Origin of the sequence: Paraburkholderia humisilvae, assembly GCF_902859855.1 — a bacterium.
Classification (GTDB): domain Bacteria; phylum Pseudomonadota; class Gammaproteobacteria; order Burkholderiales; family Burkholderiaceae; genus Paraburkholderia; species Paraburkholderia humisilvae.
Window position 1 is genome coordinate 1 of sequence record NZ_CADIKH010000031.1, and the last position, 25,335, is coordinate 25,335.

Here is a 25,335-nt window from a genome sequence, read left to right on the forward strand (position 1 = left end):
CGTTGCCTCGTCCAACGGCTTCTTTGCCATGGCGCGTATCTCCATTCAATCCGTTAGAGATATAACGCGCCAGCATCGAATCGGTTGTCATGTTTTATGGGAAACTCAATAATATGCTTGAAGCGCAACTGCACAGGCGAGCCGGTGCCGGACCGCAGCCAGGCCATGGAAGGACCAGTTTCATTCAGCCCCGCGCTGGCGCGTTTTACTGATGTCCGCGCACCATGACGCACGGCGCCGGTCAGGGCCCGGGCGGGCCGTGGCGATCGATGGTTCCAATTTTCAATAACCCGCTTCGAAGCGTGCCATGGTCAAGCGTAGAACGTTTATCGTCGGCGGGGCCGCGACGCTCGGTGCGCTGGTCGTCGGCTGGTCCGCGCTGCCGCCGCGCCAGCGGCTGATGCCGTCGCAGCCGCCTGGCGTTCAGCCCGGGCAGACCGCGTTGAACGGCTGGGTCAAGATCGGCGCCGACAACCGCGTCACCGTGATGGTGTGCCGCGCGGAGATGGGGCAGGGAGTGCACACCGGCCTCGCGATGCTGGTCGCGGAGGAACTGGATGCGGACTGGTCGCGGGTCGGTGTCGAGGCCGCGCCGGTCGACCGGATTTACAACAACGTGGAAAGCGTGATCAGCGATCTGCCGTTTCGCCCCGATGACGACAGCGCGCTCAAGGGTCTCGTCGCGTGGCTCGCCCGCAAGGGCGCGCGTGACGTCGGCGCGATGATGACCGGCGGTTCGACGTCGCTCAACGATGCATGGCTGCCGATGCGCGAAGCCGGCGCGACCGCGCGCGCGATGCTGATCGAGGCTGCCGCGACGCAGTGGGGCGTGCCGCTCGAGCAGTGCCATACCGAAGCGGGCCGCGTATTCGACGGGCCCGTATCGGGTGCAACCCGCAGTGCAACCTATGGCGAGCTCGCACCGCTCGCCGCGAGTCAGCCGTTGCCGCGCAAGGTCGAATTGAAAGACCCGGCCGCGTTCAGGCTGATCGGCAAGCCGCTGCTGCGTATCGAAGCGCCGTCGAAGCTGGATGGCTCCGCGCGCTTTGGCATCGATGCGGCGCCCGACGGGTTGCTGTACGCGAGCGTCGCGATGTGTCCGGTGTTAGGTGGCGCGGTCGCCCATTTCGACGGCGCGGCCGCGGCGGCGCAGCCGGGGGTGCGCAGCGTGTTCGCGGTGGCGCCGTATCACGGCGGCACCGGCGGTGTCGCGGTGATTGCCGATAATGTGTTCGCCGCGATGCAGGCCGCTGCGATCGTGAAGTGCGCATGGCATATCGACGACGACGCGCGGGTGTCGAGCGCCGATGTGCTGCAACGCCTCGCCGACGCGCTCGACGATAGCGCCGGCCACACGTGGTACGCGCGCGGCGACGCCGATGCCGCGCTCGGTATTGCCGCGCGCGTCGTCAAGGCCGAATATCGCGTGCCGTATCTCGCGCATGCGGCACTCGAGCCGATCAACTGTACCGCGCAGGTGAACGACGGCGCGGCGATCGTCTGGGCCGCCACGCAGGTGCCGGACGTCGCGCGCCGCATCACCGCGCAGCTGCTCGGTCTGCCCGACGACAAAGTGGAGGTGCGCCAGCATCTGATCGGCGGCGCGTTCGGCCGGCGCCTCGAGATGGACTTCATCGCGCAGGCAGTCGCCATTGCGAACACGGTGCGCGGCACGCCGGTACAGACCGTCTGGACCCGTCCGCAGGACATGATGCACGACTTCTACCGGCCCGCCTGCGTGTCGCGTTTCAGCGCGGGCCTGAACGATGCGGGCGCGGTGATCGCGTGGCGCAATATCTCGGCGAGTCAGTCGCTCGTCACCAGCTGGCTGGCGCGCAACTATGGCGTACCATCGTTTGCCGCCGCGCTCGGCCGCGCATTCGACAAGACCAACGACGAAGGCGCATTCGATCAGCCGTACGAATGGCTGAACGTGCACGTCGGACACAAGCCCGTCGCGCTGCCGGTGCCGGTCGGCTTCTGGCGTTCGGTTGGCCATTCGCATCAGGCGTTCTTTGTCGAGAGTTTTATCGATGAACTCGCGGCCGCCGCGCGCAAGGACCCGATCTCGTATCGCGCGGCGATGCTCGCGCATCATCCGCGTCATCTTGCGGTGCTGCGCCGCGTCGCGCAGCTTGCGGGCTGGCATGCGCCGCTCGACAACGATGAGCGCGGCCTTGCGCAGGCGCGCGGCGTCGCGCTGCATGAGGCATTCGGCAGCGTCGTCGGTCAGGTGGTCGAGGTGTCGGTTGAAGCGGACAAGGCCAGGACGATCCATGTGAACCGGGTGGTGTGTGTAATCGATTGCGGCTTGCCGGTGAATCCGAACCTGATCGCTCAGCAGCTCGAGGGCGCGATTGTGTTTGGCCTGTCCGCTGCGCTGTATGAGGAGATCACACTCGAAGGGGGCAGTGTGCAGCAGCAGTACTTCAGCGACTATCCGGTGGTGCGGATGGAGCAGTGCCCGCGCATCCTGACCGACATCATGTCGAGCCGCGAGCATCCGCAAGGCGTCGGCGAGGCGGCGACCCCACCGGTCGCGCCGGCGGTTGCGAATGCGATTTTCGCGCTGACCGGCCAGCGGATACGGACGCTGCCGCTCAAGCTCGCGTGAGCATCGAGCGCGTCAGCGCGAGAAAGTGACGTACCGGCGACGTAGAAGCGACGTACACGCGGCGCACCGATCGTGCGCCATTCAGCCCGGACTGGCGGGCACGGGAGACGACCATGCTGTCTCTGAACATCAACGGCCGCGACACCGAGATCCGTTCCGATCCGGCGACGCCGCTGCTGTGGGTGCTGCGCTGCGAGCTGAAACTGACGGGCACCAAGTTCGGCTGCGGCATCGGCGTGTGCGGCGCGTGCACGCTGCACATCGACGGTGCCGCGCAGACCTGCTGCACGAAGCCGGTTGCCCAATTGCACGGCGTGAAAATCACCACCATCGAAGGGCTCGAAGGCGCGGAAGCCCGCGCGCTGAAGGCCGCGTGGACACGCATCGATGTCGTGCAATGCGGGTACTGTCAGAGCGCGCAGCTGATGGCGGCGTCCGCGCTGCTCAAGCACAATCACAAACCCGGCCCTGCGGATATCGATCAGGCGATGACGCCGGTGGTCTGCCGCTGCGGCACCTATCCGCGGATTCGCGACGCGATCTACGAAGCGAGCGGCCAGACTCGACGATGATGGCGTGCCGTCGCGCACGCCTCGCGAAACCCTTCGCTTCCATTCAGGTTTCGATATAGTATCGATATATACAGTAAAATATATCGATGGTGGGGGTCGCTGTGTGTGTATCAACACGCGTCTCACCGTGCATGACCGCATAGATATCGGAATCGAATGGGAGAGGGTGGCGTGAGCAGTCGTCAGTTCGGGCAGCAGCGTGTGGGGCAGACGCCGCCGGTCGGCGCACTGGCCACGCACATCAGCACGCTGAAGCCAGCCGGCGGTGATGACCGCGCGGAATTGATCCGGGACGTCGTGGACGGGCTGATGCGTCTGCGTAACAGCGCATTGCGCTTCGTGCTGTTGTTTGTCGGCAGCGAAGACGCGTCGCGGCGTGACGAATACAGTGCGGCGCCGCTGCCGAGGTTGCTGACGGTGCTCGCCAACGCGGCGCACGCGGCCCAATTCGACCGGATGCGCGAACTGAAGCGCACCATCCGCGATGCGCGCGCGCTCGAAAAAACGCGTGACGCGGTCTTTTCCGAGTCGTTCAGCAACAACGCGGTGGCGCTGCGCGGCGCCGCCGCGGAACTCGAACGCGTCGACGCGATTCTCGTGGGTCTGTGCGTCGAGCATGTCCTCGAACGGCAACTGGCAACACCGGTCGATGCGGCGCGCGTAGCCGCGGTGGTCCATGCGCGGCCCGCTCATGCGGTCGCGCAGGCCTTATCCGACGAGGTATCGGTCTCAGGACGTTAACGCGCCCTCGCGCGGCGCGTTTTCGTCCTTCATGCCGCCACTGCGCACACCTGCCACGACAATGCCCATGGCATCGGTCCACCCCTCGTTATATTCAATGGTATATTTCGACCGTATGGGTGCGTCACCACCCGAACCCGACACGAGGCCATCATGCAAGCTCCTCCGTTTCGCCTTGCCGCGCTGCGCGGCGCCGAGCGAACCGACGCTTACATTGGCGAACGCCTGCGCGCGCCCGACGCGTGCTGTGCGCCTTCGCAAGGGCAACTGCACAGCCTGAAGCGCCGCACCCGTCTGTCCGAACTCGATGCGCATCTACATTGCTCGATTATCGGCACGTGCCTGACCACGCACGAATTGCGCAAACTGGTCCCGAAGTTCGCGCGCCTTGACCGGCAAAAGGCGACGGATCTCGAGATTCATCATGCCGCGGTCGAACTCGCGATCGAGGGCGGCGCAGGCGGCAAGGCGCTGCACAAAGCGCTCGACGAACGCTATGCAGGCGCGCTGCGCCGCTTCGACAACGCGAAAGACGCCGATGCGCTGCTCGTGTTATGGAACGACGCGCTCAAGAGCGGCGACATTCCGCCCGCGTACTGGGCGCTGATGACGCATCCGCAGGCTACGCTGCCGATCCGGCAAGCGGCATTCGGCGAATTACACATGCTGTCGCATCTGGTCGGCGCCGCGAACCGTGCGGATATTCGCCGGCTCGTCGCGCTGGAAGAGGAGAACGCCGAGCTGTACGCGAAGGTCGAGCGGCAGCAGCAGCGGCTGCGCGACATGGCGCTCGAGCGGGACGCGAACGCACGCACCGTCGATGAACTGAACAGGCGGCTTGCGCGGCTTGCCGCCCGTTCCGCCGCAAGCGATGAAGCCGAACGGCACGCGGAAATGGACCGGCTGCGCGACGCGCTGGCCGCGCGCGACGCACGTCTCGCGATACAGACAAGCCGCTGCGATGCGGCCGAACAGCGCGTCGTCGCGGAGCAGGAGAACGGGCGTCTGCTGCGCGCGGGACTCGACGACGCGCTCGCGCTGCTCAAGGTGCTTCAGGACGAGGCGAACGCGCTCGAACGCGCGATGCAGGCGGTTAGCGATACGTCGGCCGCAAGAAGCGGCGCGCTCGATACGTTGCAGGGCAAGCGCATTGTGTATGTCGGCGGGCGGCCGGGGTCCAATAGCGCAGTCAGGCGACTCGTCGAATCGGCGGGCGGCGAAGTGACCGTGCACGACGGCGGCATCGAAGACCGCAAAGGCCTGCTCGCGGCGGCGCTGCCGAACGCGGACATGGTCGTGTTCCCGGTGGATTGCATCGACCATGATTCGATGAACATGCTAAAGCGCGTGTGCGAGCGCAGCCAGGTTGCGTACTATCCGCTGCGGACCGCGAGTGTCGCGAGCTTCGTCGAATTGATCGCGCGGCTCGCGGCCGCCGATGCGCCGGCGGCGCAACGTGCGTCGCGCTTCTGTTTGCGGCACGGGTAACGCGCTAACCGCACCGGGCGCCGCGGCGTTCGCTTACCGCTTGATCAGGCGCGTCAAGGCCGAAATGTCGTCCGCGCATGCCGCATAGGCTTGCGTCTCGATGCCGCGGTACAGCCGGATGATTTCCTCGCCGACCGATGTCAGCGCGCAACCGCCGCCGCTCTGTCCGCCGTGCTCGGCGACCGTGGCCGGCGACTTCAGCGAGCGGTTCAGTTCGTCCATCAGCAGCCACGCGCGCCGGTATGACATGTTCATGCTACGCGCCGCGGCCGAGATCGAGCCGTGTTCCTTGACCGCTTCCAGCAAGGCAACCTTGCCGGGACCGAGGGCGATCGTGCCGGCCTGCTGGATGCGCATGCGGAACCTGACCTCTGGTCTCACGCTTGTCGAAGTCTTCATCGTTGTTGGTTGCGGTGGCGTGCCGCGTTCTTTTGCCGATTGGATATCAGCCAAAGCATACACGACGCGTCCGCGCCGCTGTGCACGTGGCACAGCATGATCGGGTGACGCTTGCGGCCGTTTTCGCAAGCGAAGCACGCGCTGTGTGCTAACTCGCTGTGTGCAAAACCGCTGTGTTTAAAACGATACACATCGCATGCAGCCCTTTATTGAGACATAACCCCGCGCTACATTGCCGGACACACAACGCACCGCGTGGGCGCCATACCCTGGTCTAAGCGCGGGCCGCTCGAACCGAGCGACAAAGGCCGACAAACTCTCTTCCCGAACGGCATCGCCGCATCACCATGCCCGGCTCGCGCCGCGCACGGCGTGCGCTGCCGTCTGCGCGTGGTTTGCGCCCGGGTTGAGCGTGACCGTCGTGCTCCCTATCGTTTCGCCCCACTCTGACCGCTTTGTCTGGCCGGCGCGCATCGTTTCGCGTGTCGGCGCGGCGCGGCCAGCGAAGACGGCGATCTCCGCGTGAACCACCACACGAACCACACTGCGCAACTGCGTCATGCACGATGCGCAACCTGATATAAAGGATGACTAAATGAAAAAAACCTTGATCGCCGCGGCGGCACTCGGCAGTTTCGGCGCGACCACCGCCGCGCATGCGCAAAGCAGCGTCACGCTATACGGCATTATCGATGCCGGTATCAGCTACGTATCGAACTCGGCGACGCCCACCGGGCACGCGAGCCTCATCAAGTATGGGGATGGCGTCGCGTCCGGCAGCCGCTGGGGCGTGCGTGGCACCGAAGATCTCGGCGGCGGGCTGAAGACGGTATTCGTGCTCGAAAGCGGCTTCAGCAGTGCCGACGGCACGCTTGGGCAGGGCGGTGCGCTGTTCGGCCGGCAGGCGTATGTCGGTGTGTCGAAAGACGGCGTCGGCACGCTCGCGTTTGGCCGCCAGTACTCGTTCTCGACCGACTACCTCGGCGCGAACTATACGACCGGCAGCCAGACGCCGGCCGGCAACTACGGCTGGCACATCAACGACGTTGACCAGCTGAGCGCAAGCCGTATCAACAATGCGGTCAAGTTCAGCAGCACGAACTTCGCGGGCCTGACATTCGGCGCGATGTACGGTTTTTCGAACCAGGCCGGCGCGTTCGCGGGCGCGCCGACCGTCACGGCGGGCGGCACGACGCGACAGGGCGCATCAAGTGCGTACAGCTTCGGTGCGAACTATGCGCAGGGGCCGTTCGGCATCGGCGCCGCGTACACGAATATTCGCTATCCGAACGGCGCGACGCCGCCCTTTAGCGTCAGCATCGCGAACGTGAATACGGGCGGGCTGCGCGACCTCGAGACCTACGGTGTCGGCGCGCGTGTTGCGCTCGGTGCGGCGCTCGTGTGGGGCAACTGGACGCATACGACCTTCAAGCCGCTTGCCGGCGACGCGTCGCGCCTGAATAACTATGAGATCGGCGGCCGCTATGGCTTCACGCCGGCATTCGCGGCGGGCCTCGGTTATACGTTCTCGGAACTGGATGACCGCTTTAGCGGCAAGTGGCATCAGGTGACCGGCGCGCTCGACTACGCGCTGTCCAAGCGCACCGACGTGTATCTGCTCGCGGTTTATCAGATCGCGTCGGGCAGCAATACGGTGGCTGGGCGCAGCGTGCCCGTGCAGGCGCAGATCGGAACCACGCCGGGCATGCTCGGCATGTCGGGCGTGGGCGCGAACCATCAGGTGGCGACGCGCGTCGGATTGCGGCACCGGTTCTAGGCCTCGCGGGTGTTCGCACGCCGCGCAAGCTCACGCTACGGTGCGACGACTCGCGCGACGATGCCCGCGAGCCGCTTCACGTGTCGGGGCGCGGGCAGGATATCGGCAGCGGAAAAGAGCAGCGGTGCGCCGTCGTCGATCGACAGGGGCATATCGCCGCGTTCGAACGCCACCAGCACGCGTTCGCCGATCGGCGTGTTGAACAGCTCATGCCACGAGAAGGTTACCGCGTAGCCGTCGTGCGCGACGGCAATAAAAATGGTCCGCTTGAAGTCACCGGGCCGGTCGTTGCGCAGGCCGGCGACTTCGATCAGATCTTTCAGCAGCACCCCGCGGTAGCTGTCCACCTTGCGGATAAAGCGGTTCGTGGTGAAGCAGCGCAGGTCGAACGGGTCGGCGCGCACGCTCGCGTGCGCTCGCAACTGGTTTAGCGTCAACGTTAACGGACGCTGAAAGTCGCCTGTCAGTGAAATGGTCGCGTCCTGCGCGCGCAACTCGTGTTCCCGTTGCGCTGTGTCGTTCGCATGCGGCGCTGCCGCCGTGCCTGAATGCTCCATTGCCGGTCTCCGGTTGCCGAACGGGCGCGCCTGATGACGCTCCGCGTTTGCCATTCGAGCTTGCCCGCCGATATATCGGTAGGTATATTACGCTGCGTGCGGCAAGAGTGCTGCAAGCAATCGAACGATATCGGTCATATCGTTGCGCTTATCAGGCATGGCGTGGGGTTGGGACGTGCGCGTCCGGCTGTGCTTTTGTGTGCGCTTTGTGTGTGCTTTCGCGCGTGCTTGTGCCCGGCTCTGGCGCGGGCGGCAGTGCGATCGGCACAGCCGTTTCGCGTGTTTGAACAGGAGCATGAATGGTGCTGTCGGCGAGATGCAAGCGCGTGTGCGTCGTATTCGGCGCGTGGCTGCTGGCGGGCACACTCGCCGGCTGTGCGGCGGGTGCCGGGCCGGCCGCGCCGCAGCGGATCGCGGTCGATGCGCGGCCGAACGGCATCGCGGTGCGCGTGGGCGACGGTGCGGTATTCATCACCGACGATGCGACCAACAGCGTACTGGCCGCGGTCGATGGCCAACGGTTCACACGTGACGCGACGCTACCCCCGGTCGCGGGTCAGGATCGCAACAGCCTGAGTCAGCTGGTCGTCGCGGACCCGCACCTGTTACTGGTCGCGCGCTTCGGCTTTGGCACCGGGGGGGCGCTCGTCGGTATTGCCGCAGGCGATGGAAACAGTGAGCGGATCACTGCATTTAGCGGACCCGATACCGCGCGTCGCAGGCTCGGGCTCGCGGTGCTCGGACCCGGTCAGGTCTTGTCGACGTGGTTCGTGAAGCACGGCAACACGCCGCAATATGGCGGACTGAGCCTGCTGACCTACGACGCGGCAACCGGACGCGCGACCGAACAGGACTGGATCACGGGCCTCGTCAAGCCAGTCGGTGTCGCCGTGGCGAACGGTGAGGTCTACGTCAGCGACGAAGCGGGCAACCGGATTCTGAAGGCGCGCATCGATGCGTTGCGCGCGGCGGCGCCACAGCCGGTATCGATGGCCACGGTCGTCGCCCGGATCGATGGCCCGGATCTGCTTGCCGTGACGCACGACGGCACGCTGTACACGAAGTGCGGCAAGACCGGTTTCTGCAAGATTGCCGCGGATGGCGCGGTGACGCAGATCGCGAATGATTTTCACGATGCGCGCGGCGTCGCGCTCGATGAAACGCGTCACCTGCTGTATGTGATTGACCGCGCGAAACAGGCAAACGACGTAACGGGCCCCAAAGACGTAAGCGGCCGCAAAGACATAAGCGGCCCAAAAGACGCTCCAGCCAGCGGCACGAGCGAAGTGCGCGTGCTGCCGCTTCATTGATCGTGCGCGCGGCCGGCCAGCGGGTTTATTGATCGACGCCGACAATCACACTCGACGCCTTGAAAATCGCGCTCGCGGCCTTGCCGTTCGCGAGGCCGAGACGGTCGACACTGTCGTTGGTGATGATCGCGGCGATCTTCGCGCCGCCCTGTGCGGCAATCACGACTTCCGCATTGACCGCGCCTTTGGTGACCGATGCGACCGTTCCTGCGATGCAGTTGCGCGCGGACACCTTGCTCGCATCCGTGTCGACCATGATCAGCACCGACGACGCCTTGACCAGCGCGAACGCCGGTTTGCCGGCCGCGAGTCCGAGCGCGGCGGCGCTGTCATGCGTGATGATCGCGGCAATGTCGAGGCCGTCCTGAGTGCGCAGCGTGACTTCGTCGTTGACCGCGCCGGCCTTCACGTCGGCGACGGTACCGGCAAACTGGTTACGGGCGCTGGTGCGCATGGTGTTCTCCTTGAGCGTGAAAGGGATCGTGAACGCGTGCAGACGTGTCTGTGGCGCAACCTGCACGGATGCGAAATGTCGACGGTTCGACGTTTCGACATCGCAACGCCGGCACGGTTGCAGAACTCACGCGAGTCTAACGGCAAGCGATCACTCAGGGGAAGGGAAAAGGCCGCACATCCCTCATCAGGTTCGATGCGGCGTTGCAGCGAGTCGTCGTAATATAGTCGCCTTAACAACGGTACGGGGAATGACATGATTCGAAAGCTGGTCGCATCGGTTGTGGTAGTCGCAGCGGGCATGCTCGGCGCGCAGGGGGCGTCGGCGGAAGAGGGCACGGTCAACGTGCTGTACGCGGGTTCGCTCGTGAATCTGATGGAGCGTAGCGTCGGCCCCGCGTTCGAGAAGGAAACCGGGCTGCGCTTCCAGGGCTATGCGGCGGGTTCGAACAAGATCGCCAATGAGATCAAAGGCAAGCTGCGCCGCGGCGACGTGTTTATCAGCGCGAGCCCGAAGGTCAATACGAGTCTGATGGGGGCGGCCAATGGCGACCACGTGACGTGGTATGTGAACTTCGCCGAGTCGCCGCTGATGATCGGCTACAACCCGCAAAGCCGCTTTGCCGCGCAGTTCAAGTCGAAGCGCTGGGACGAGGTGCTGCAGGAGCCGGGCATCCGCATCGGCCGTACCGATCCAAAGCTCGACCCGAAGGGCGCGTTCACGGTCGACATGATGAACAAGGCGGCGCAGCTTTATCACGAGCCGGACCTCGTGCAAAAGACGCTCGGCGCACCTGACAACCCGGCGCAGGTGCTGCCGGAAGAGACACTGGTCGGCCGCCTGCAATCGGGTCAGCTGGACGCAGGCTTTTTCTATTCGACCGAAACGTCGGACCTGAAGATTCCCGCGATTCAACCCGCGCCGGAACTGAAGGCCAAGGCGAGCTACACGATGACCATCCTCAGCGACGCGCCGAATTCGAACGGCGCCGCACGCTTTGTCAATTTCCTGATGAGCGAAAAAGGGCGTGAGCTGCTCAAGCAGCACGGCGTCGACATCGTGAAGCCGGTCGTGGAGGGCAACGCGCAGTCGATTCCGCCGTCGGTTCAAGCGGTCATCGACGCGGCACAGTAAGCGGCTGGCAGATGAGCGCATGACGATGTCGACCGCACCTGCAAACGCCACCTGGCAGACACCGCGCAGACGGCACACACCGTCCGCGCGGCAACGCGCGCAGTCGTGCGGGCGCTGGCGTGCTAACACGTGCGGTCGACGACGATGACGCGTCCCACCGCGCGGCCGCTGCGATGGCTCGGCGGCCTGCTCGCCCTGTACCTGTGCGCGCCGTTTATCGCGGCGCTGCCCCAGATCGGCCACGCGGACTGGGCCGGCGTCGACTGGCACACGATGGGGTTTGCGGTCGGCGTGTCGATCGCGAGCGCGAGTGTCGCCGCGCTGATCATTCTCGTCGGCGGTGTGCCGCTCGGCTACGCGCTTGCACGTTCATCGTCGCGCGCGATGGCGGTGCTCGGCTTTGTCGTGCAGTTGCCGTTGGCGCTGCCGCCGTTGACGAGCGGGATCTTGCTGCTGTTTCTGCTCGGGCCGTATAGCTGGGCAGGGCAATTGACCGGCGGCATGCTGACCGATTCGTTCACCGGCATCGTGCTCGCCGAGACCTTTGTCGCCGCGCCGTTTCTGATCGTCGCCGCGCGCTCGGCGTTCGCGGCGGTCGATCCGGTCTACGACGACGTGGCCGCGACACTGGGCCACCACGCGGCCAGCCGCTTCTTTCGCGTGACGCTGCCGATCGCGTGGCCGGCCATTCGCGCGGGTCTCGCGCTCGCGTGGTTGCGCGCGTTCGGCGAGTTTGGCGCGACCGTGATGGTCGCGTACCACCCGTATTCGTTGCCGGTCTATACGTATGTGCTGTTCGGCGGGCAGGGCTTGCCCGCGATGATGCCGCTGCTGCTGCCGACCCTTGCGATCGCGGTGCTATGCGCGGTGATCTCGGTCTACCGACGCGGCGCCGCGACGCTGGCGGTCGCGCCGCACGAAAACGGCGATGAGTCCACGGCCGTCTCGGCCGCGAGCGTGCCGCCGATGCCGAATGCGCGCCTGTCGTTCACGTTGCGCCGCGATCTCGGCGCATTCAACCTCGACGTCACATGGGCGCCGACGACGCGGCGCCTCGCGATTATCGGACCATCCGGTTCGGGCAAATCGCTCGCGCTGCGGATGGTCGCCGGGCTCGAGCGCAACGACGGCTGCATCGTGACGCTCGGCGAACGCGACCTCGCGCCGCTCGCTCCGGAGCAGCGTCAGATTGGCTATATGCCGCAGGACTATGGACTTTTTCCGCACATGACGGTCGCACGGCAGCTGTCGTTTCCGGTCGATGCGGATGCGGCGAGCGCGCGCTATTGGCTCGATCATCTGGGGCTGGCCGGGTTGACCGCGCGGCTACCGCATCAGTTGTCGTTCGGGCAGCGCCAGCGGGTCGCGCTTGCGCGCGCGTTGACGCGGCACAGCCCGTTGCTGCTGTTCGATGAGCCGTTCTCGGCGCTCGATACGCCACGCCGGCGCCGTCTGCAACAGTCGTTGCGCGAATTGCAGCGCGAAATCGCGGCGGTGACGGTGCTGGTCACACATGATCCCGACGAAGCCGCGTTGCTGGCGGATGAACTGCTGGTGATCGAACATGGACGTGTATTGCAGACGGGCACGATCGGCGACGTATTCGAACGGCCGGCGTCGCTGCGTGTTGCCGAACTGCTTGGGTTGCATAACGTCGGCGTGGGGGTGATGCGCGCCGACGGGTTTATCGAGACGTCGCTGGGTCTTGTGATCGATACCGCGGAACGGTCGATCGCGGCTGGGCAGCCGGTGATGTGGCGCGTGTCGCCGCGGGCGGTTTCAGTGGTGCCGGCGACGGCCATCGCGACGAAGCATGCGCCAGCGCGTGATCGTCAGGTGGATGACGGCAGCGGCGCGACCCGCACGTATCGCGGCACGCTCAAAGGCATCGAGCTGCGTCACGGCGATCGCTATGCGGTGCTCGATATCGGCGGCCATCGGTTCGATGTCGGCGATGAAGACGAAGCGGTGGATCACGATGCGCGCCGCGAGCGGCAGGTTCAGATCGACTCGCGCGGGGTGTCGGTGTGGGCGGTGGCGGCGTCGAATGGGAGATCGGGCGGTGAAAGCGAGGCGGCCGTCATCGGGGCAGCGAGTCGGAAAAAGTCCGGCTGAATCGTTCACGTCCGTTCATTGCCAATCTGAACGTGCGTTGCTTGTTGTTCCGTGCAATTTTGCGGCAGGCGGCTAGCTGGGTGCCTGCGAGGTTCAGTTGCCCGCCTCGCGGGGCCGGCGTGGCGATGAGTTGCACGCCATGCTGTGCCCGCCCCGCATGCGGCGTTGTGCGCGTCGGCGATAACCTGCACTGGTTACGCGCAATCGCCCGGATCGGCATCAAGCGTTTGCACCCTTGTGTCTGTTTGCTGTCTTGGTGCGCGCGCAGCTGCCTTCAATTTCTGCCTTGGCGTGCTTCACTATGGAATTTGTATTTTTCAGGGACAAATAAATAATTAGATATGCTTGGTAACTATCTCGATAATAATTAAATTCGAATATTGTCTATCTTATTAATCAATCGATAACATTATCCATTGACATCAGAATATTTGATCGGTACATTTAGCCTGACTGACCGGCTAAGTGCTCATGCGAAATGGATTTGAAAATCCGCTCCGTAATTGCGAAGCGGTTCAGGGAGGGACATGCGTTCAGGTGATGAAGCGTTACCATCCGTATTTCGTGATCGGACAGGCAATTTCGATGATATTTATTTCGAAAGTCTATTATGATCTACGCGTGCCGGGTAGACTATGAAAAGTGTATAAAAAGATCCGGGTGATGGAATTATTTAACGTCCATTTTTTAAAATAAAATCCAAATCGGACAATTTTGGATCGTAGAGTTTGGGGATGTCAACGAGACGTCGAGTTATACGAAAACCATAATCTCGACGTATTGCAAATAATATTGGTGGAGGCGGCGGATGACTGTAATTGATATCGGCATCGTAGGCCTTGGTGTACAGATGCAGGAAAACCTGCTTCCTACATTGCTGCAGATGCCTAACGTCCGCATTGTTGCAGTATGTGATCTCTCCGCTTCGCGCGCGGCCCAGATTCACCGTTTCATTCCCGAAGTGCCAATCACGGACAGCGTCGATAAAATGCTGTCGCTCGCGTCGCCCGACGCACTCGTGCTTGCGTGCCCACCGCAAGCGCATCGCGACTTTGCGTTGCAGGCGATGAAAGCGGGCATCCACATATTTGTCGAAAAACCACCGTGCTTCACGCTCGATGAGCTGTCAATGCTCGTCGAGGCGAATCGCAGCTCGCGCGTCGTAACGGGGGTTGGCATGAACTTCAAGTTCGCGAAACCGGTGCAGCAATTGCGCGAGATGACCCTGAGCGAATCGTTCGGCGACACGCTCCACATCCAGCTCAACCATTACGCGAGCAAGCCGCGCACGCCGATGTGGGGCCTCGACTCGACGCTTCGCTCGTTCCTGCTTGCGCAGGCGATCCATACGATCGACCTCGGCATCACGTTCGGCGGCGGCGAGCTGACCGGCATCCAGTCGCGCGTGCAGCACCACGAAGACTCGCTGCTCGTCAACGCCGAGTTCGTATTCTCGTCGGGCACAACGGCGAGCGTGCTGTGCGGCACAGTGTTCCCGTACTTCGAGTTCGACATGAAGCTCGTTAGTTCGAACTCGACGATGGTCGAACTCGACAACCTGTGGAACATCACGCTGCACGAACCGGAGCACGGCACGCGCGCGACCGGCGCGGCGAAGCGCTGGCGGGGCGCATGGCAGCCGGGGCCGCTCGATTCGGGCTACGAGCGCAGCGGCTATTACGGCGAGTTGTTCGGGTTCTTCGAGGCGATCCGCCAGAAGAAGCCGTTCGAAGCCAGCTTCGAGAGCCTGCTGCCGACTTACCGGGTGATCGAGCACATCTGCGCGAACGACCCTCACAATTCTGAAATCCCACTCGGGATTGCCGCATCGGCCGCACGCCACGCGCGTCACGAAAGCCACTCCCTCCTGTCCAACGCCAACCTGGAAACCGGTTCCAATGTCCTCTGAACTTTCCGTCGACACGGTCATCCCCGCCCGGCGCGTTGTATCCGATAAGTATCGCGTCGTCCATGCAAGCGATGTCGACACGCTGCGAAATACACTCGCGCGCCCACTGTCCGGCACGAGCGAGGTCGTCACTGAATATGAGCAGGATCTTGCCACGTGGTTCGGCGCGCGACATGCGGTCGCGCTGTCGTCTGGCGGTGCCGCGCTGAGCGTCGCGCTCTACGCGAGCGGCGTCGGGCCGGGCGACGAAGTGCTGCTGACGCCGAGTTGCCCGCTGTGTACGATCTACCCGATCATCGCCGCCGGCGCGGTGCCGATATTCATCGATACCCGCGAGCATGGCTTCGGCGCCGATCCGGTATCGGTGCGCGAGCGCAGGACGCCGCGCACGCGCGCGCTGATCGACATTCCAATGTGGGGCTATCCAACCGAAGTCGACACGTTGCAATCGCTCACTCGCGAACTCGGCCTCAAGCTGATCCTCGACCTTGCACACTCGCACGGCACGACCCTGCACGGCCAGCCTCTGTCCCGGTTCGGCGACGTGTCGTGCTTCAGCACGCACGAGCGCAAGCCGCTCGCGACGGGCGAGGGTGGCTTCCTGCTCACGGACGATGACGCGCTTGCGCAGCGCGGCCGCGATTACAGCCGCTTCGGCAACCTGAACGGCAAGGATTTCGGCCTGAACTACAAACTCGCCGCTCTGCCGGCCGCGCTCGGCAAGAGCCGGCTTGCGTCCCTTGCCGAGCAAATCGGCAAGCGTCGTGAAAACGCCCGCTACTTCCTGCACCGGCTCGACCATTCGCGGGTGAACGAGAAGACGATCATCGATGGTGGCGAGCCGAACTACTACTTCCTCAACCTTCAACTGCGTTTCGCCGACAATCGCGCATTCATCGACTATCTCGACGACCACGGCATCCCGTCGGACATCAAGCGCTACGGATGCAAGGCGCTATACGAGTTTCCGGCGCTTGCCCGCTATCGCGCCGCGTGTCCGAACGCGGAAGCGCTGCTCGGAGGCATGACGACGATTCCCGTACATCCGGGCGTCTCGACCGATGAACTCGACTACATGGCGGCGTGCATCAACCGTTACGACGCGGCGTGACGATGGTGCTTCCCGACGATCGCGCGCCGCTCGAACGGCATTTCACCGCATCGGGCCTCGTGATGAACCCGTATCGCGAGTTGCTTCTGCTGCATCACCGCAAGCTCGATGTGTGGCTTTATCCAGGCGGCCACATCGAGTCGACCGAAACGCCCGACGCGGCCGTTTTGCGCGAGATCGAGGAGGAAACGGGCATTCGTGCGACGCTGCTCGGTGAACGCGACGACGATCTCGCCGACCGGGGGGCCGACGTGACGGTCCTGCACCGTCCGTACCAGATCCTGTGCGAGTACATCGACGACAGGCGTGGCCCGCACTATCACGTGGATCTCGTCTATCTGTGCGGGACGCGCGCGCGCGCGTGTCCCGCACAACGGGAAAACGATCGGGCGCGCTTCTTCGCCTACGAGCAGATGGACGACTTGCGAATGTTTCCCAATTTCCGGCGGCTCGTTCACCGGCTCTACCGGGACAGGTCGGCATGGGATCTTGTCCCTGAAGGGGTAATCGCTTGATTAACAACGTCGGTATTGCGCCACGCCAGATCGCCGAGACGTGCTCGCACGACACGCCGGACGACATCGCGCAGCTCTCGCGCGCGCTGCTAACCGGGCTGTCCGGCACTGCCCGAATCGTCGCCGATTACGAGACCGCGCTCGCCACGACTTACGGCGTGCGGCATGTCATCGCCGTGTCGTCCGGCGCGGCGGCGGTGGCGGCTGCGCTGTCGGGCGTCAACTGGCGTTCCGGCGACGAAGTCATCGTCGCGCCGACCTGTCCAATCTGCACGGTGCTGCCTATCCTGTCGCTGGGCCTGCGTCCCGTGTTCTGCGACGTCGCCGCGGACAGCTTCGGCCTCGACGAAACCGACCTGCGGTCCTGTATCGGCGAGCGCACGTGCGCGGTCGTCGAGGTGCCGATGTGGGGCTATCCGAACCGTCCGGACCGCACGCGAGCGCTGCTGCCGGGCACCCGCATTCCGCTGATCCAGGATCTCGCGCACGCTCATCTGACACGCCTCAATGAGACCTGGCTGCCTCACTACAGCGAAATTAGCTGCTTCAGCACACATGACTGCAAGTTCATCTCGACGGGCGAGGGCGGCTTCGTGATGACCGACGACGACGCCCGCGCGGAGCGGATTCGCGGATACACGCGCTTCGGCAATCTGACCGGCGAGTCCGTCGGCATCAATCTGAAGCTCGGCGGCCTGCAGGCGGCGCTCGGTCTTGCCCGTTCGCGCCGCCTGGTGCCGCATCTCGACGCGCGGCTGCGCAATCGCGAGCGCCTGCTCACACGGCTCGTCAACCCCGCGTTTCGCGAACTGCCGATCGCGCCAGGCGGCATGCCGAACGGATACGCGCTGCTGCTGCAAGCGGTCGGCCACGACGGCCGCAGGCTCGTCGATTATCAGCGAGGGCACGGCATCCCGTCCGACATCGGCAAGTACGACAACCGGCCGCTGTACGAACTGCCGCTGCTGGCGGCATATCGCCGCACCTGCCCGAACGCCGCGAACCTGTTGCGCTCGCTGACGACCGTGCCGCTGCACCCGGATCTGGGCGACGACGAACTGGACTACATCGCGAGGGTCCTCAATGACTATGTCCCTGCGTGACGGCGCGCAGGCGCCCGTTTCGGGCCGCCGCGCGGTTGTGATCGGCGGCAGTGTGGCCGGCTGCCTGATAGCCGCGGTCCTCGCGCGCCGTTTCGAGCGCGTGACAATCGTCGAGAAAGGCGATTTCTTTGACGAAGCCGGCCCGCGCCGCAGCATACCGCAGGAGCATCACGTCCATTTGCTGCTGCTGCGCGGCAAGCAGATCATCGAGGGCATTTTCCCCGGCTTTCTCGCCGCGCTGGAGAGGCGCGGTGCGCAGGTCGCCGATCTTGGCCACGACGTGAAGTGGTATCAGGGCGGCCGCTGGAAGAACCGCTATCGCAGCGGCATTCACGCGCACTACTGCAGTCGCCGGCTGATCGACAACCAGCTGCGCCATCATGTCGCGCGGGTGCCGGGCGTCGAAATCCTGTCGGGAGCAAGCGTTACGCAGCTCCATTTCGACGGGGTGGCACCCGCGTGCACGGTAAGAGGCGCCTACCTCGCCGATCACGATTCGGGCGAGCGCCTCGTGCCGGCGGATCTGGTCGTTGACGCCAGCGGCAGGGGTACGCGCACGCCGGAATGGCTGTTCGACGCCGGGTTCGGCGACGTCGAGACCAGCATTGTGAAGACAGAACTCGGTTACGCGTCGCGCATCTATCGCCGCGTTCCGTCGCTGGCCGCGCAATGGCAGGTACTGCTGGTGCTGCCCAGCGTGCCGCGACAGCGCGCAATGGGCGTCATCAGCCCGATTGAGGGCGACCGCTGGATGGTGACGACGGGCGGCTGGTTTGGCCACTTCCCGGGCAGCGATCCGGACGAGTTCCTGCGCGCGCTCGCGGCGCTGCCGGTACCGGACATCCATGACGTGATCCGCGACGCCGAGCCGCTGTCGACGGTCGCGACGTTCCGGATGCACGGCAGCCGGCGCACGCACTACGACCGCATGGCGGCCTGGCCCGGAGGGTTGCTCGTTGTCGGCGACGCATTGAGCAGCATGAATCCGCTGTACAGCCAGGGGATGACGATCTGCGCGCTCGAAGCCGAATGCGTGGAACGCCATCTCGACGCGGCGCTCGACCGGACGTTACCGCTCCGCGATCTTCAGCGCATGCTGTGCGAGGTGGTCGACGGTGCATGGCACATGGCAACGACGGAGGATCTACGCTTTCCGGAAACGGTCGGCGAACGAGACTGGCATACCCGCTTCCATCACTGGTTCGGCGCGGGACTCGGTCGCCTGTCCGCCTACAACCGCCGCGCGCTTGAAACGCAGATCGGCGTCACCAACCTCGTGATGCCGCCGAGCCGTCTCTACACGCCGGCGATTCTTTCGCGCATTGCGCTCGATTCCGTTCTGCCACGCCCATGACCATCGCACCCGATACTTTGTCCCCGCTTCCGCCACAGGTCGATCACATCGTGTTCGACTGGAATGGCACACTGATCGACGACATCGATCTCGCCGTGCGCGCCGTCAATCGATGCAGCGAGCGCTTCGGTGTCGATAACGTGACGCACGACCGCTACCGCGCGCTGTTCGATTTCCCGATTGCCGATTTCTACGCGGCGCTCGGTTTCAATTTTTCACGTACGCCGTTCGCGACGATTGTCGAGCACTATCTCGAATGCTTCGACGCGAACATCGCACGGTGTGCGCTGCACGACGGCGTCCTCGACGTGCTGGATGCCGCGCGCGCGGCGGGCGTCGGCGTGTCGATCCTGTCTGCCTCGCACCGCGACATCCTGCTCGAGACGCTTGACGCGAAAGGATTGAGCGGCCGCTTCGAACAGGTCGTCGGACTATCGGACAACCGGGCGGCCGGCAAGAGCGCCGAAGCGGCGCGGCTTCAGCAGACGCTGAATCGGCCCGCCGAACGAACTCTCTACGTCGGCGATACGTTGCACGACTACGAGGTCGCGCACTCGGTCGGCTGGCGGCCGATACTCGTGTCGACCGGCCATCAGGATGCGCGTCGCCTGCACGGCAGCGGCGCGCCGGTCTATGCGGGGCTCGCAGATCTGCTGGCGCATCTCGGACCCGTTTCGGCGATGCGCAACGACGACAGGAGGGGCGACCATGACTAGTGGCGTTGCCGATCCGGCGGCCGTCGTGATCGCGGCCGCGCTAGTGCTGCGCGCGGTCGTCGCGTTCTACCACCGCGACGGCTCGCGCGTGCTGCGCGTCCTGCGCCTGCAGCCGCAGCTGCCGGGCGGCAGGGAAACCTACTACCGCCGGTTCGACGCGTGGCTCGCGCCGTTGCCGTTCATCTGGACCTGGCTTGACATCCTGGCCGGCGTATTGCTGGCCGCGCACTATCCATCGCCGCTCGCGTGGCTTGCCGTCGTGCTATGGAGTGGTGGACGCATGCGCGCGCTTCAGGAGTTCGGTCACAACGCGGTGCATTTCGCGTTATGCCGGTCCCACACGTGGCAATGGTGGCTGAGCGACCTGTTCTATCAGTTCCCGGTGTTCAAGCGCGATATGCACAGCCGCTATCAAACGCATACTGTCGAGCATCATCGCCATCCGAATCATCCGGAACTCGATCCGAATCGCGCCCGCGTCTATGCGGGCGGGTACGGGCGCGACTTGTCGCCGGTCGAATTCTACCTGCGACTCCTGTATCCGCTAACGCCGAAGGGCGCTTGGGCCAATCTCGCGATGATGGCGCGCAACAGCCTGCTGAACCATTCTCGCGCGACGGCCTTTGCGCGCTGGATCGCAGTCGCCGCCGCCGCCGCGGTGCTGTACTGGGCGGGCGGCTGGAAGGGCGTGCTGTTCGGCTGGTTCGTGCCGCTCGTTACGTCGTATCCAGTGTTCGCCTGGGTCTCGCTGCTGACCGAACATCGTTGGTTCATCGACGGCCTCGCGCATGACCGGCTCGATATCGAGTATCTGGCTGGCCGGCCGACTGACTACATCGGGTTGACCGGGTGGCTCGTGCGGGTGTTCATCGCGCCGACCTCCGATGCATACCACCTCGCCCACTCGCTCTATCCCGGCGTGCGATGGAACTATCTGCCCGCGATCGACCGTTATCTGAAAATCCAGGAGCCTCGCTATACCGAAAACGCGAGCGAAGGCTTGATAATGCGCCGGGGCAACGCACCGACAGCGCTGTCCGAGCTGTATGACCGCCAGGTACGCCGCCGGCATAAAACCTCGATACTCGAAACGGAAGGTGGTACGTGACGCACTCGATCTCAATGCAGCAAGCCCCGCGCGTCGGCGTCATCGGCGGCAGCGGCTTCCGGAATCTGGCGGGCCTGCAGAACGTGGAAACCGTCGAGCGGGACACGCCGTTCGGCAAACCGTCTTCGCCCGTTACGCTCGGGACGCTGCGCGGCGTGCCGGTCGCATTCGTTCAGCGCCATGGCCTGGGGCATACGATTCCGCCGTCGTTCATCAACGTCCGCGCGAATATCGCGGCGCTGCGCGGCGTCGGCTGCACGCAGCTGCTGTCGGTCAGCGCGGTCGGCAGCCTGACACACGATGCGCCGCCCGGGACGTTCGTGCTGATCGACCAGTTCATTGACCGCACGATCCAGCGAGACAAGACTTTTTTCGGGCCTGGTCTCGTCGGCCACGTGCCGTTCGGCGATCCGGTCTGTGCACGGATGCGCGCGACGCTCGTCGAAAGCGCGGCCGCCGCTGACGCGCGTGCGCGCAACGGGGGCACCTACGTCGTAATGGAAGGTCCGCAGTTCTCGACGCGCGCCGAATCGAACCTGTACCGCCAATGGGGCGGCACAGTGATCGGCATGACCGCGATGCCCGAAGCCAAGCTCGCGCGCGAGGCCGAACTGTGCTATGCGCTCGTCGCGATTCCGACCGATTTTGATTGCTGGCATGATTCGCACGATGCAGTCAACGCTGCGCTCGTCGCGCAGCGGATGGGTGACCTCAGCGCGACTACGTACCGGCTCGCGGCCGAGGCGATCACGCGGCTCGGCGTGCATCGCGGCCGTTGTCCGTGCGGCTGCGATCGCGCACTCGACAGCGCCGTGATGACCGCGCCGGAGCATCGCGATGCCGCGATGGTAGAACGCCTCGCGGCCGTCTCGCCGCGGGCGGCGAGCTTCTTTTCCAAACGTTCGGAGATCGAATCTTGAGCGATGCGCTGACCACCAGGGACCGCGTAAGAATCAAACAGGTCGAAGTGTTGTCCGATGACTGGTATGTGCTGCGCAAGACGACGTTCGACTATCGGCGGCGCGACGGCACGTGGCAACGCCAGTCGCGCGAGACATACGACCGCGGCAACGGTGCGACGATCCTGTTGTACAACCGCGCGCGGCAAACCGTGATCCTGACGCGGCAGTTCCGTTTCCCCGTGTTCGTGAGCGGGCACGACGGCATGCTGATTGAGACTTGCGCGGGGCTGCTCGACCGCGACGATCCGTTGACGTGCATCCGCAAAGAAACTGAAGAGGAAACCGGCTACCGGGTCGCGCATGTGCGCAAGGTATTCGAGGCGTTTATGAGTCCGGGTTCCGTGACCGAGCGCCTGTACTTCTTCGTCGGTGAATACTTCGACAAGGACCGCGTCGGCGACGGCGGTGGCGTCGAGTCCGACGGCGAGGAGATCGAGGTGCTCGAATTGCCGCTCGACCGGGCGCTGGCGATGATCGAATCCGGCGACATCGCCGACGGCAAGACCATCATGCTGCTCCAGTACGCGAAGCTGCATGGCCTCGTCGGTTGACGCGCATGAATAAATTGATCGCCGTCAGCTCGATGGAGCATGCGGAACTCGCCGAGTTTATCGACGGGATGTCGGTGCTTATCGGTGTGCCGATCCGGCTTTCGCGCTGGTCGACCGCGGAACTCGCCGACCGCCTGCGCCGCGCTGATGCGGGCCCGTGGGATATCTTGCTCGGCACGGCCGCCACGGTGCTGCACGATCCGGCGATCGTCGAGCGGCTCGCGCCGCTCGACCGGATCGATTTTGCGGGATTTCCGCCAGACGCGGTTGCCCCGGACGGCCGCTGGTTCAGTCCGTCCGGGTTCGTACCGGTGTTCTGCTACGACCTGACGGCGCTCGCCGAGCGTGGATTTGCCGCACCGGCATCCTGGGACGCGCTGGCGTCACCCGACTGGCGCGAACGTATCGCGCTGCCCGATCCGTCGCGCTCCGGTGCCGGCTATCTGCATCTGAGCGCGCTTCTCGAGCATCACGGCGAAGCCGCGTGGCAGACGCTGGCGGCCATCGCGCGGCTCCAGCCGTCGATCAGCGGTTCGTCCACTGCGCCGATCGACGAGGTGGCGGCCGGCCGGGCGTGGGTCGCCGCGACGGTATCGACTGCGGCAACCCGCGCGGCGCGCGCGCATCCGGCGCTGCGCTGGCACGTGCCGGACGATGCGCGCCGTTACGAATACGAAGTGTTCGGCTGCCGCGGCGGATCGCCCAACCTCGTGGATGCTCAACGCGCGCTGGCATGGATGCTGTCGCCCGACGCGGCGGCGATCAGCAGGCGTTACGGAAAAATCGTCCTCGGCGACGCGACTGCTGCAGACGCATTGCCGTACGCACTGAGCGCGTTGAACGTACTCGACGCGGGCTGCTTGAAACCCGGTCGCACCGCCCATTGGCACACCCTGTTTTCCAACCATGCGAATTGCAACTGAATCTCTTTCCAACGAAACGAACGCCGCCGATCCGTCGGCGGACACCGGCATGCCCGACACCGGCCGCCCGTGGGCGATCTACCTGATGTTCGGCCTGTATGGCGTGCAACAGGGCATGCTCGGGCCCGCGATGCCGTTCGTGCGCGCGGAACTCGGGCTCGATCTGCGCACGGTGGGCCTGCATTTCGCCGCCTATGCGCTCGGGCTGGCGTTGATCGGCTTCCCGTACCGCTGGCTCACGCACCGCCAGTTGCCGACCGGCATCGGTCAGATTTCCATCCTGTCGATCGTCGTTTCAAGCGGTCTGTTCGCCTTGTCGGGCACGCTGCCGCTCACCTTGCTCGCGGCGGCGGCGGCGGGCTTGTCGGGCGGCCTTGTTCTCGTGACCGGCCAGGCGAAACTCGGCGCGCGCTATCGCGCGTATGCGGCGCCGAAGCTCGCCGAGGCGCACGTCGTTGCCGGTGTGTGCGTACTGGGCGGTGCGCTGCTGATTGGCGGCGCGACGTGGGCCGGTGGGTCCTGGCGCATCGCGCCCGCCGCGGTCGCACTCGCAGCCGCGCTGTTCGCCGCGGTTCCGTCGAGGACCTATCGTCGCGACGAGGCCGCACTACGGGTCACGGGCGCGCGGCAGGTCGACTGCGAGGCCGAGCGCTTGCCGCTCGCTTTGCAGATTAGCCTGGGGGCGCTGGTGATCCTTGGCATTTCAGCCGAATGGGGCGTCGGCTTCTGGGGCGCCGAATACATGAAGGACAGTCTCGCCTGCAGCGCGTCGACCGCCGCGACGTTGATGAGCGTCTACTTCGGCGGCACCGTGTGCGGGCGCATCGTGAGCAGCCGCCTGTTGCGAACGATACCGCCGCGCGCGCTTCTCGTCGCGGTCGCGCTCGGCGCGATTGCGACGTTTGCCGCGCTGCAAGCAAGCAACCATGTTTCCATCGTGGCCGGCCTGGCTGTGCTGCTTGGCGCGTGTCTCGGCAACTTCTTCCCGTTGATCCTCGGCGCCGCGATGCGCGTCGCGCCTTACGCGGGCTCGACGCTGAGCGCACGGGCGTCGCAGGCGGTCGGCGTTGCGTTGCTGATCGCGCCGTTCCTCCTCGGGATGCTGTCCGAACGGGTCGGCATGCGTTCAGCGTTCGCCACGTTGATCGCGTATCCGGCGCTGATGCTGCCGGTCATGCTGGGACTGCGCGGCGTTTCAACCACACGACAGGGCCGTACCTCGAAAGGAGCATCCGCCAAATGACTTCATTCGCCTTGCTATTCGACCTGGACGGCACCTTGGTCGATACCGACGCGTTGCATCTACAGGCCTACAACCTTCTGCTTGAACGCTTCGCCCGCAGCATCGACGTGGATTACTACAAGAACCATGTGATGGGCTTCGACAGCGAGCGGATCATGGACGCGATGTTTCCCGACGCAAGCCAGGCGGAAAAGCGCGAATACGCGGATGAGAAGGAACGTCTGGTGCGCGGGCTTTTCAATCGCGAACTCGCGCCTTTGCCCGGGCTTCTGAATTTTTTTCGATACGCCGAAAGCATCGGCTGCGCGATGGCGGTCGTGACCAACGCGCCACGGGAAAACGCGGGCCTGCTGCTGACCGGGTTGGGCATGGCTGAGCGATTCAAGACGATCGTCTATGGCGAAGAGCTTGCGTACGGCAAGCCGCATCCGCTGCCGTACCTGACCGCCTTGCAACTGCTCGGTGCCAGCGCAACGCGTGCCTTTGCCTTTGAGGACTCCCGATCCGGGGTACGCGCTGCGTCGAGCGCCGGCATCCGCACTTTCGGCGTACGAACATCGTTGTCGGACGCGCAACTGCGCGAGGCGGGCGCGTTTGCTACGATCGCCGATTTCCGAGATGCGGAATTGCGCAGGCAATTGTGTGTTGGCGCAGCGATGGGCGGTTGAAGGGTTCCGGT

General features: G+C 64.7%; 24 protein-coding genes. 20 read left to right on the forward strand and 4 right to left on the reverse strand.

What is annotated here, in order from left to right; all coding sequences use genetic code 11:
* The first annotated feature begins 307 nt into the window (after positions 1-307).
* The 4 genes from HV796_RS26730 (at position 308) to HV796_RS26745 (ending at position 5,415) form a co-directional block, all read left to right on the forward strand.
* Positions 308-2,614 carry a xanthine dehydrogenase family protein molybdopterin-binding subunit gene (locus tag HV796_RS26730; RefSeq protein ID WP_175229509.1) on the forward strand — a complete coding sequence of 769 codons (2,307 nt, stop codon included), beginning with the start codon at positions 308-310 and terminating at the stop codon, positions 2,612-2,614.
* Positions 2,615-2,727: 113 nt separating this feature from the next.
* Positions 2,728-3,186, forward strand: a complete 459-nt coding sequence (locus tag HV796_RS26735; RefSeq protein ID WP_175229510.1) for a (2Fe-2S)-binding protein — start codon at positions 2,728-2,730, stop codon at positions 3,184-3,186.
* A 171-nt stretch (positions 3,187-3,357) separates the two neighbouring features.
* Entirely contained in the window at positions 3,358-3,927 is a 570-nt protein-coding gene (locus HV796_RS26740; RefSeq protein WP_175229511.1) for a hypothetical protein, read from the forward strand.
* A gap of 153 nt (positions 3,928-4,080) precedes the next feature.
* Complete coding sequence (locus HV796_RS26745) at positions 4,081-5,415, forward strand: DUF2325 domain-containing protein (protein WP_175229512.1); 1,335 nt, start codon at positions 4,081-4,083, stop codon at positions 5,413-5,415.
* Between the two features lie 33 nt (positions 5,416-5,448).
* Here the strand turns inward: HV796_RS26745 and HV796_RS26750 are convergent, their stop codons facing one another.
* The gene (locus HV796_RS26750) at positions 5,449-5,814 is read right to left on the reverse strand and encodes a winged helix-turn-helix domain-containing protein (RefSeq protein ID WP_246356053.1); all 366 of its coding nucleotides are present in this window, start codon (positions 5,812-5,814) and stop codon (positions 5,449-5,451) included.
* A 342-nt stretch (positions 5,815-6,156) separates the two neighbouring features.
* Positions 6,157-6,375: a hypothetical protein gene (locus HV796_RS26755; RefSeq protein ID WP_175229513.1), complete on the reverse strand. Its 219-nt coding sequence runs from the start codon at positions 6,373-6,375 to the stop codon at positions 6,157-6,159.
* A gap of 34 nt (positions 6,376-6,409) precedes the next feature.
* Between HV796_RS26755 and HV796_RS26760 the strand changes: the two genes are divergently transcribed.
* Positions 6,410-7,591 carry a porin gene (locus HV796_RS26760; protein ID WP_175229514.1) on the forward strand — a complete coding sequence of 394 codons (1,182 nt, stop codon included), beginning with the start codon at positions 6,410-6,412 and terminating at the stop codon, positions 7,589-7,591.
* Positions 7,592-7,626: 35 nt separating this feature from the next.
* Here HV796_RS26760 and HV796_RS26765 read toward each other — a convergent pair whose 3' ends face one another.
* Positions 7,627-8,148: a molybdopterin-dependent oxidoreductase gene (locus HV796_RS26765; protein WP_175229515.1), complete on the reverse strand. Its 522-nt coding sequence runs from the start codon at positions 8,146-8,148 to the stop codon at positions 7,627-7,629.
* A gap of 299 nt (positions 8,149-8,447) precedes the next feature.
* Between HV796_RS26765 and HV796_RS26770 the strand changes: the two genes are divergently transcribed.
* Positions 8,448-9,458, forward strand: a complete 1,011-nt coding sequence (locus tag HV796_RS26770) for an NHL repeat-containing protein (protein ID WP_175229516.1) — start codon at positions 8,448-8,450, stop codon at positions 9,456-9,458.
* 25 nt (positions 9,459-9,483) lie between these two features.
* On the opposite strand, the gene HV796_RS26775 is transcribed toward HV796_RS26770, so the two are convergent.
* Positions 9,484-9,912: a TOBE domain-containing protein gene (locus tag HV796_RS26775; protein ID WP_175229517.1), complete on the reverse strand. Its 429-nt coding sequence runs from the start codon at positions 9,910-9,912 to the stop codon at positions 9,484-9,486.
* Between the two features lie 255 nt (positions 9,913-10,167).
* Here HV796_RS26775 and HV796_RS26780 point away from each other — a divergent pair, with 255 nt between their 5' ends.
* The 14 genes from HV796_RS26780 to HV796_RS26845 all read left to right on the forward strand — a co-directional run bounded on the left by HV796_RS26780 (position 10,168) and on the right by HV796_RS26845 (position 25,324).
* Positions 10,168-11,046, forward strand: a complete 879-nt coding sequence (locus tag HV796_RS26780) for an extracellular solute-binding protein (RefSeq protein ID WP_175229518.1) — start codon at positions 10,168-10,170, stop codon at positions 11,044-11,046.
* A gap of 144 nt (positions 11,047-11,190) precedes the next feature.
* Positions 11,191-13,161 carry an ABC transporter ATP-binding protein/permease gene (locus HV796_RS26785; protein ID WP_175229519.1) on the forward strand — a complete coding sequence of 657 codons (1,971 nt, stop codon included), beginning with the start codon at positions 11,191-11,193 and terminating at the stop codon, positions 13,159-13,161.
* 808 nt (positions 13,162-13,969) lie between these two features.
* Positions 13,970-15,070, forward strand: a complete 1,101-nt coding sequence (locus HV796_RS26790) for a Gfo/Idh/MocA family protein (protein ID WP_175229520.1) — start codon at positions 13,970-13,972, stop codon at positions 15,068-15,070.
* Positions 15,060-16,181 carry a DegT/DnrJ/EryC1/StrS family aminotransferase gene (locus HV796_RS26795; RefSeq protein WP_175229521.1) on the forward strand — a complete coding sequence of 374 codons (1,122 nt, stop codon included), beginning with the start codon at positions 15,060-15,062 and terminating at the stop codon, positions 16,179-16,181. Before HV796_RS26790 ends, HV796_RS26795 begins: the two co-directional genes overlap by 11 nt.
* 2 nt (positions 16,182-16,183) lie before the next feature.
* Entirely contained in the window at positions 16,184-16,696 is a 513-nt protein-coding gene (locus tag HV796_RS26800; RefSeq protein ID WP_217478000.1) for an NUDIX hydrolase, read from the forward strand.
* Positions 16,693-17,799: a DegT/DnrJ/EryC1/StrS family aminotransferase gene (locus tag HV796_RS26805; RefSeq protein WP_217478001.1), complete on the forward strand. Its 1,107-nt coding sequence runs from the start codon at positions 16,693-16,695 to the stop codon at positions 17,797-17,799. The genes HV796_RS26800 and HV796_RS26805 overlap by 4 nt, the downstream gene beginning before the upstream one ends.
* A complete protein-coding gene (locus HV796_RS26810; protein WP_217478003.1) occupies positions 17,780-19,153 on the forward strand; it encodes an NAD(P)/FAD-dependent oxidoreductase in 1,374 nt (457 codons plus the stop codon). Before HV796_RS26805 ends, HV796_RS26810 begins: the two co-directional genes overlap by 20 nt.
* On the forward strand, positions 19,150-19,869 hold the full coding sequence (locus HV796_RS26815; RefSeq protein ID WP_175229522.1) for an HAD family hydrolase: 720 nt from the start codon (positions 19,150-19,152) through the stop codon (positions 19,867-19,869). Before HV796_RS26810 ends, HV796_RS26815 begins: the two co-directional genes overlap by 4 nt.
* The gene (locus HV796_RS26820) at positions 19,862-20,977 is read left to right on the forward strand and encodes a fatty acid desaturase family protein (RefSeq protein ID WP_175229523.1); all 1,116 of its coding nucleotides are present in this window, start codon (positions 19,862-19,864) and stop codon (positions 20,975-20,977) included. Before HV796_RS26815 ends, HV796_RS26820 begins: the two co-directional genes overlap by 8 nt.
* Positions 20,974-21,897, forward strand: a complete 924-nt coding sequence (gene mtnP, locus HV796_RS26825) for an S-methyl-5'-thioadenosine phosphorylase (protein ID WP_246356054.1) — start codon at positions 20,974-20,976, stop codon at positions 21,895-21,897. Before HV796_RS26820 ends, mtnP begins: the two co-directional genes overlap by 4 nt.
* Positions 21,894-22,490: a GDP-mannose pyrophosphatase NudK gene (nudK, locus tag HV796_RS26830; RefSeq protein WP_175229524.1), complete on the forward strand. Its 597-nt coding sequence runs from the start codon at positions 21,894-21,896 to the stop codon at positions 22,488-22,490. The genes mtnP and nudK overlap by 4 nt, the downstream gene beginning before the upstream one ends.
* 5 nt (positions 22,491-22,495) lie before the next feature.
* Entirely contained in the window at positions 22,496-23,413 is a 918-nt protein-coding gene (locus tag HV796_RS26835) for an ABC transporter substrate-binding protein (RefSeq protein ID WP_175229525.1), read from the forward strand.
* Positions 23,397-24,656 (forward strand): MFS transporter, encoded by a 1,260-nt coding sequence (locus HV796_RS26840; RefSeq protein ID WP_246356055.1) that lies wholly within the window; start codon positions 23,397-23,399, stop codon positions 24,654-24,656. Before HV796_RS26835 ends, HV796_RS26840 begins: the two co-directional genes overlap by 17 nt.
* Complete coding sequence (locus HV796_RS26845; RefSeq protein ID WP_175229526.1) at positions 24,653-25,324, forward strand: HAD family hydrolase; 672 nt, start codon at positions 24,653-24,655, stop codon at positions 25,322-25,324. The genes HV796_RS26840 and HV796_RS26845 overlap by 4 nt, the downstream gene beginning before the upstream one ends.
* Positions 25,325-25,335 lie beyond the last annotated feature (11 nt).

What these genes read in the sequence shown, in the direction of transcription:
- HV796_RS26760 (WP_175229514.1), top strand. Translation starts at nt 6,410, where the DNA reads ATGAAAAAAACCTTGATCGCCGCGGCGGCACTCGGCAGTTTCGGCGCG.
- HV796_RS26810 (WP_217478003.1), top strand. Translation starts at nt 17,780, where the DNA reads ATGACTATGTCCCTGCGTGACGGCGCGCAGGCGCCCGTTTCGGGCCGC.
- HV796_RS26800 (WP_217478000.1), top strand. Translation starts at nt 16,184, where the DNA reads ATGGTGCTTCCCGACGATCGCGCGCCGCTCGAACGGCATTTCACCGCA.
- HV796_RS26770 (WP_175229516.1), top strand. Translation starts at nt 8,448, where the DNA reads ATGGTGCTGTCGGCGAGATGCAAGCGCGTGTGCGTCGTATTCGGCGCG.
- HV796_RS26815 (WP_175229522.1), top strand. Translation starts at nt 19,150, where the DNA reads ATGACCATCGCACCCGATACTTTGTCCCCGCTTCCGCCACAGGTCGAT.
- HV796_RS26840 (WP_246356055.1), top strand. Translation starts at nt 23,397, where the DNA reads ATGCGAATTGCAACTGAATCTCTTTCCAACGAAACGAACGCCGCCGAT.
- HV796_RS26790 (WP_175229520.1), top strand. Translation starts at nt 13,970, where the DNA reads ATGACTGTAATTGATATCGGCATCGTAGGCCTTGGTGTACAGATGCAG.
- HV796_RS26730 (WP_175229509.1), top strand. Translation starts at nt 308, where the DNA reads ATGGTCAAGCGTAGAACGTTTATCGTCGGCGGGGCCGCGACGCTCGGT.
- HV796_RS26795 (WP_175229521.1), top strand. Translation starts at nt 15,060, where the DNA reads ATGTCCTCTGAACTTTCCGTCGACACGGTCATCCCCGCCCGGCGCGTT.
- HV796_RS26835 (WP_175229525.1), top strand. Translation starts at nt 22,496, where the DNA reads ATGAATAAATTGATCGCCGTCAGCTCGATGGAGCATGCGGAACTCGCC.
- HV796_RS26750 (WP_246356053.1), bottom strand. Translation starts at nt 5,814, where the DNA reads ATGAAGACTTCGACAAGCGTGAGACCAGAGGTCAGGTTCCGCATGCGC.
- HV796_RS26755 (WP_175229513.1), bottom strand. Translation starts at nt 6,375, where the DNA reads ATGACGCAGTTGCGCAGTGTGGTTCGTGTGGTGGTTCACGCGGAGATC.
- HV796_RS26780 (WP_175229518.1), top strand. Translation starts at nt 10,168, where the DNA reads ATGATTCGAAAGCTGGTCGCATCGGTTGTGGTAGTCGCAGCGGGCATG.
- HV796_RS26775 (WP_175229517.1), bottom strand. Translation starts at nt 9,912, where the DNA reads ATGCGCACCAGCGCCCGTAACCAGTTTGCCGGTACCGTCGCCGACGTG.
- HV796_RS26735 (WP_175229510.1), top strand. Translation starts at nt 2,728, where the DNA reads ATGCTGTCTCTGAACATCAACGGCCGCGACACCGAGATCCGTTCCGAT.
- HV796_RS26745 (WP_175229512.1), top strand. Translation starts at nt 4,081, where the DNA reads ATGCAAGCTCCTCCGTTTCGCCTTGCCGCGCTGCGCGGCGCCGAGCGA.
- HV796_RS26845 (WP_175229526.1), top strand. Translation starts at nt 24,653, where the DNA reads ATGACTTCATTCGCCTTGCTATTCGACCTGGACGGCACCTTGGTCGAT.
- HV796_RS26765 (WP_175229515.1), bottom strand. Translation starts at nt 8,148, where the DNA reads ATGGAGCATTCAGGCACGGCGGCAGCGCCGCATGCGAACGACACAGCG.
- HV796_RS26820 (WP_175229523.1), top strand. Translation starts at nt 19,862, where the DNA reads ATGACTAGTGGCGTTGCCGATCCGGCGGCCGTCGTGATCGCGGCCGCG.
- HV796_RS26785 (WP_175229519.1), top strand. Translation starts at nt 11,191, where the DNA reads ATGACGCGTCCCACCGCGCGGCCGCTGCGATGGCTCGGCGGCCTGCTC.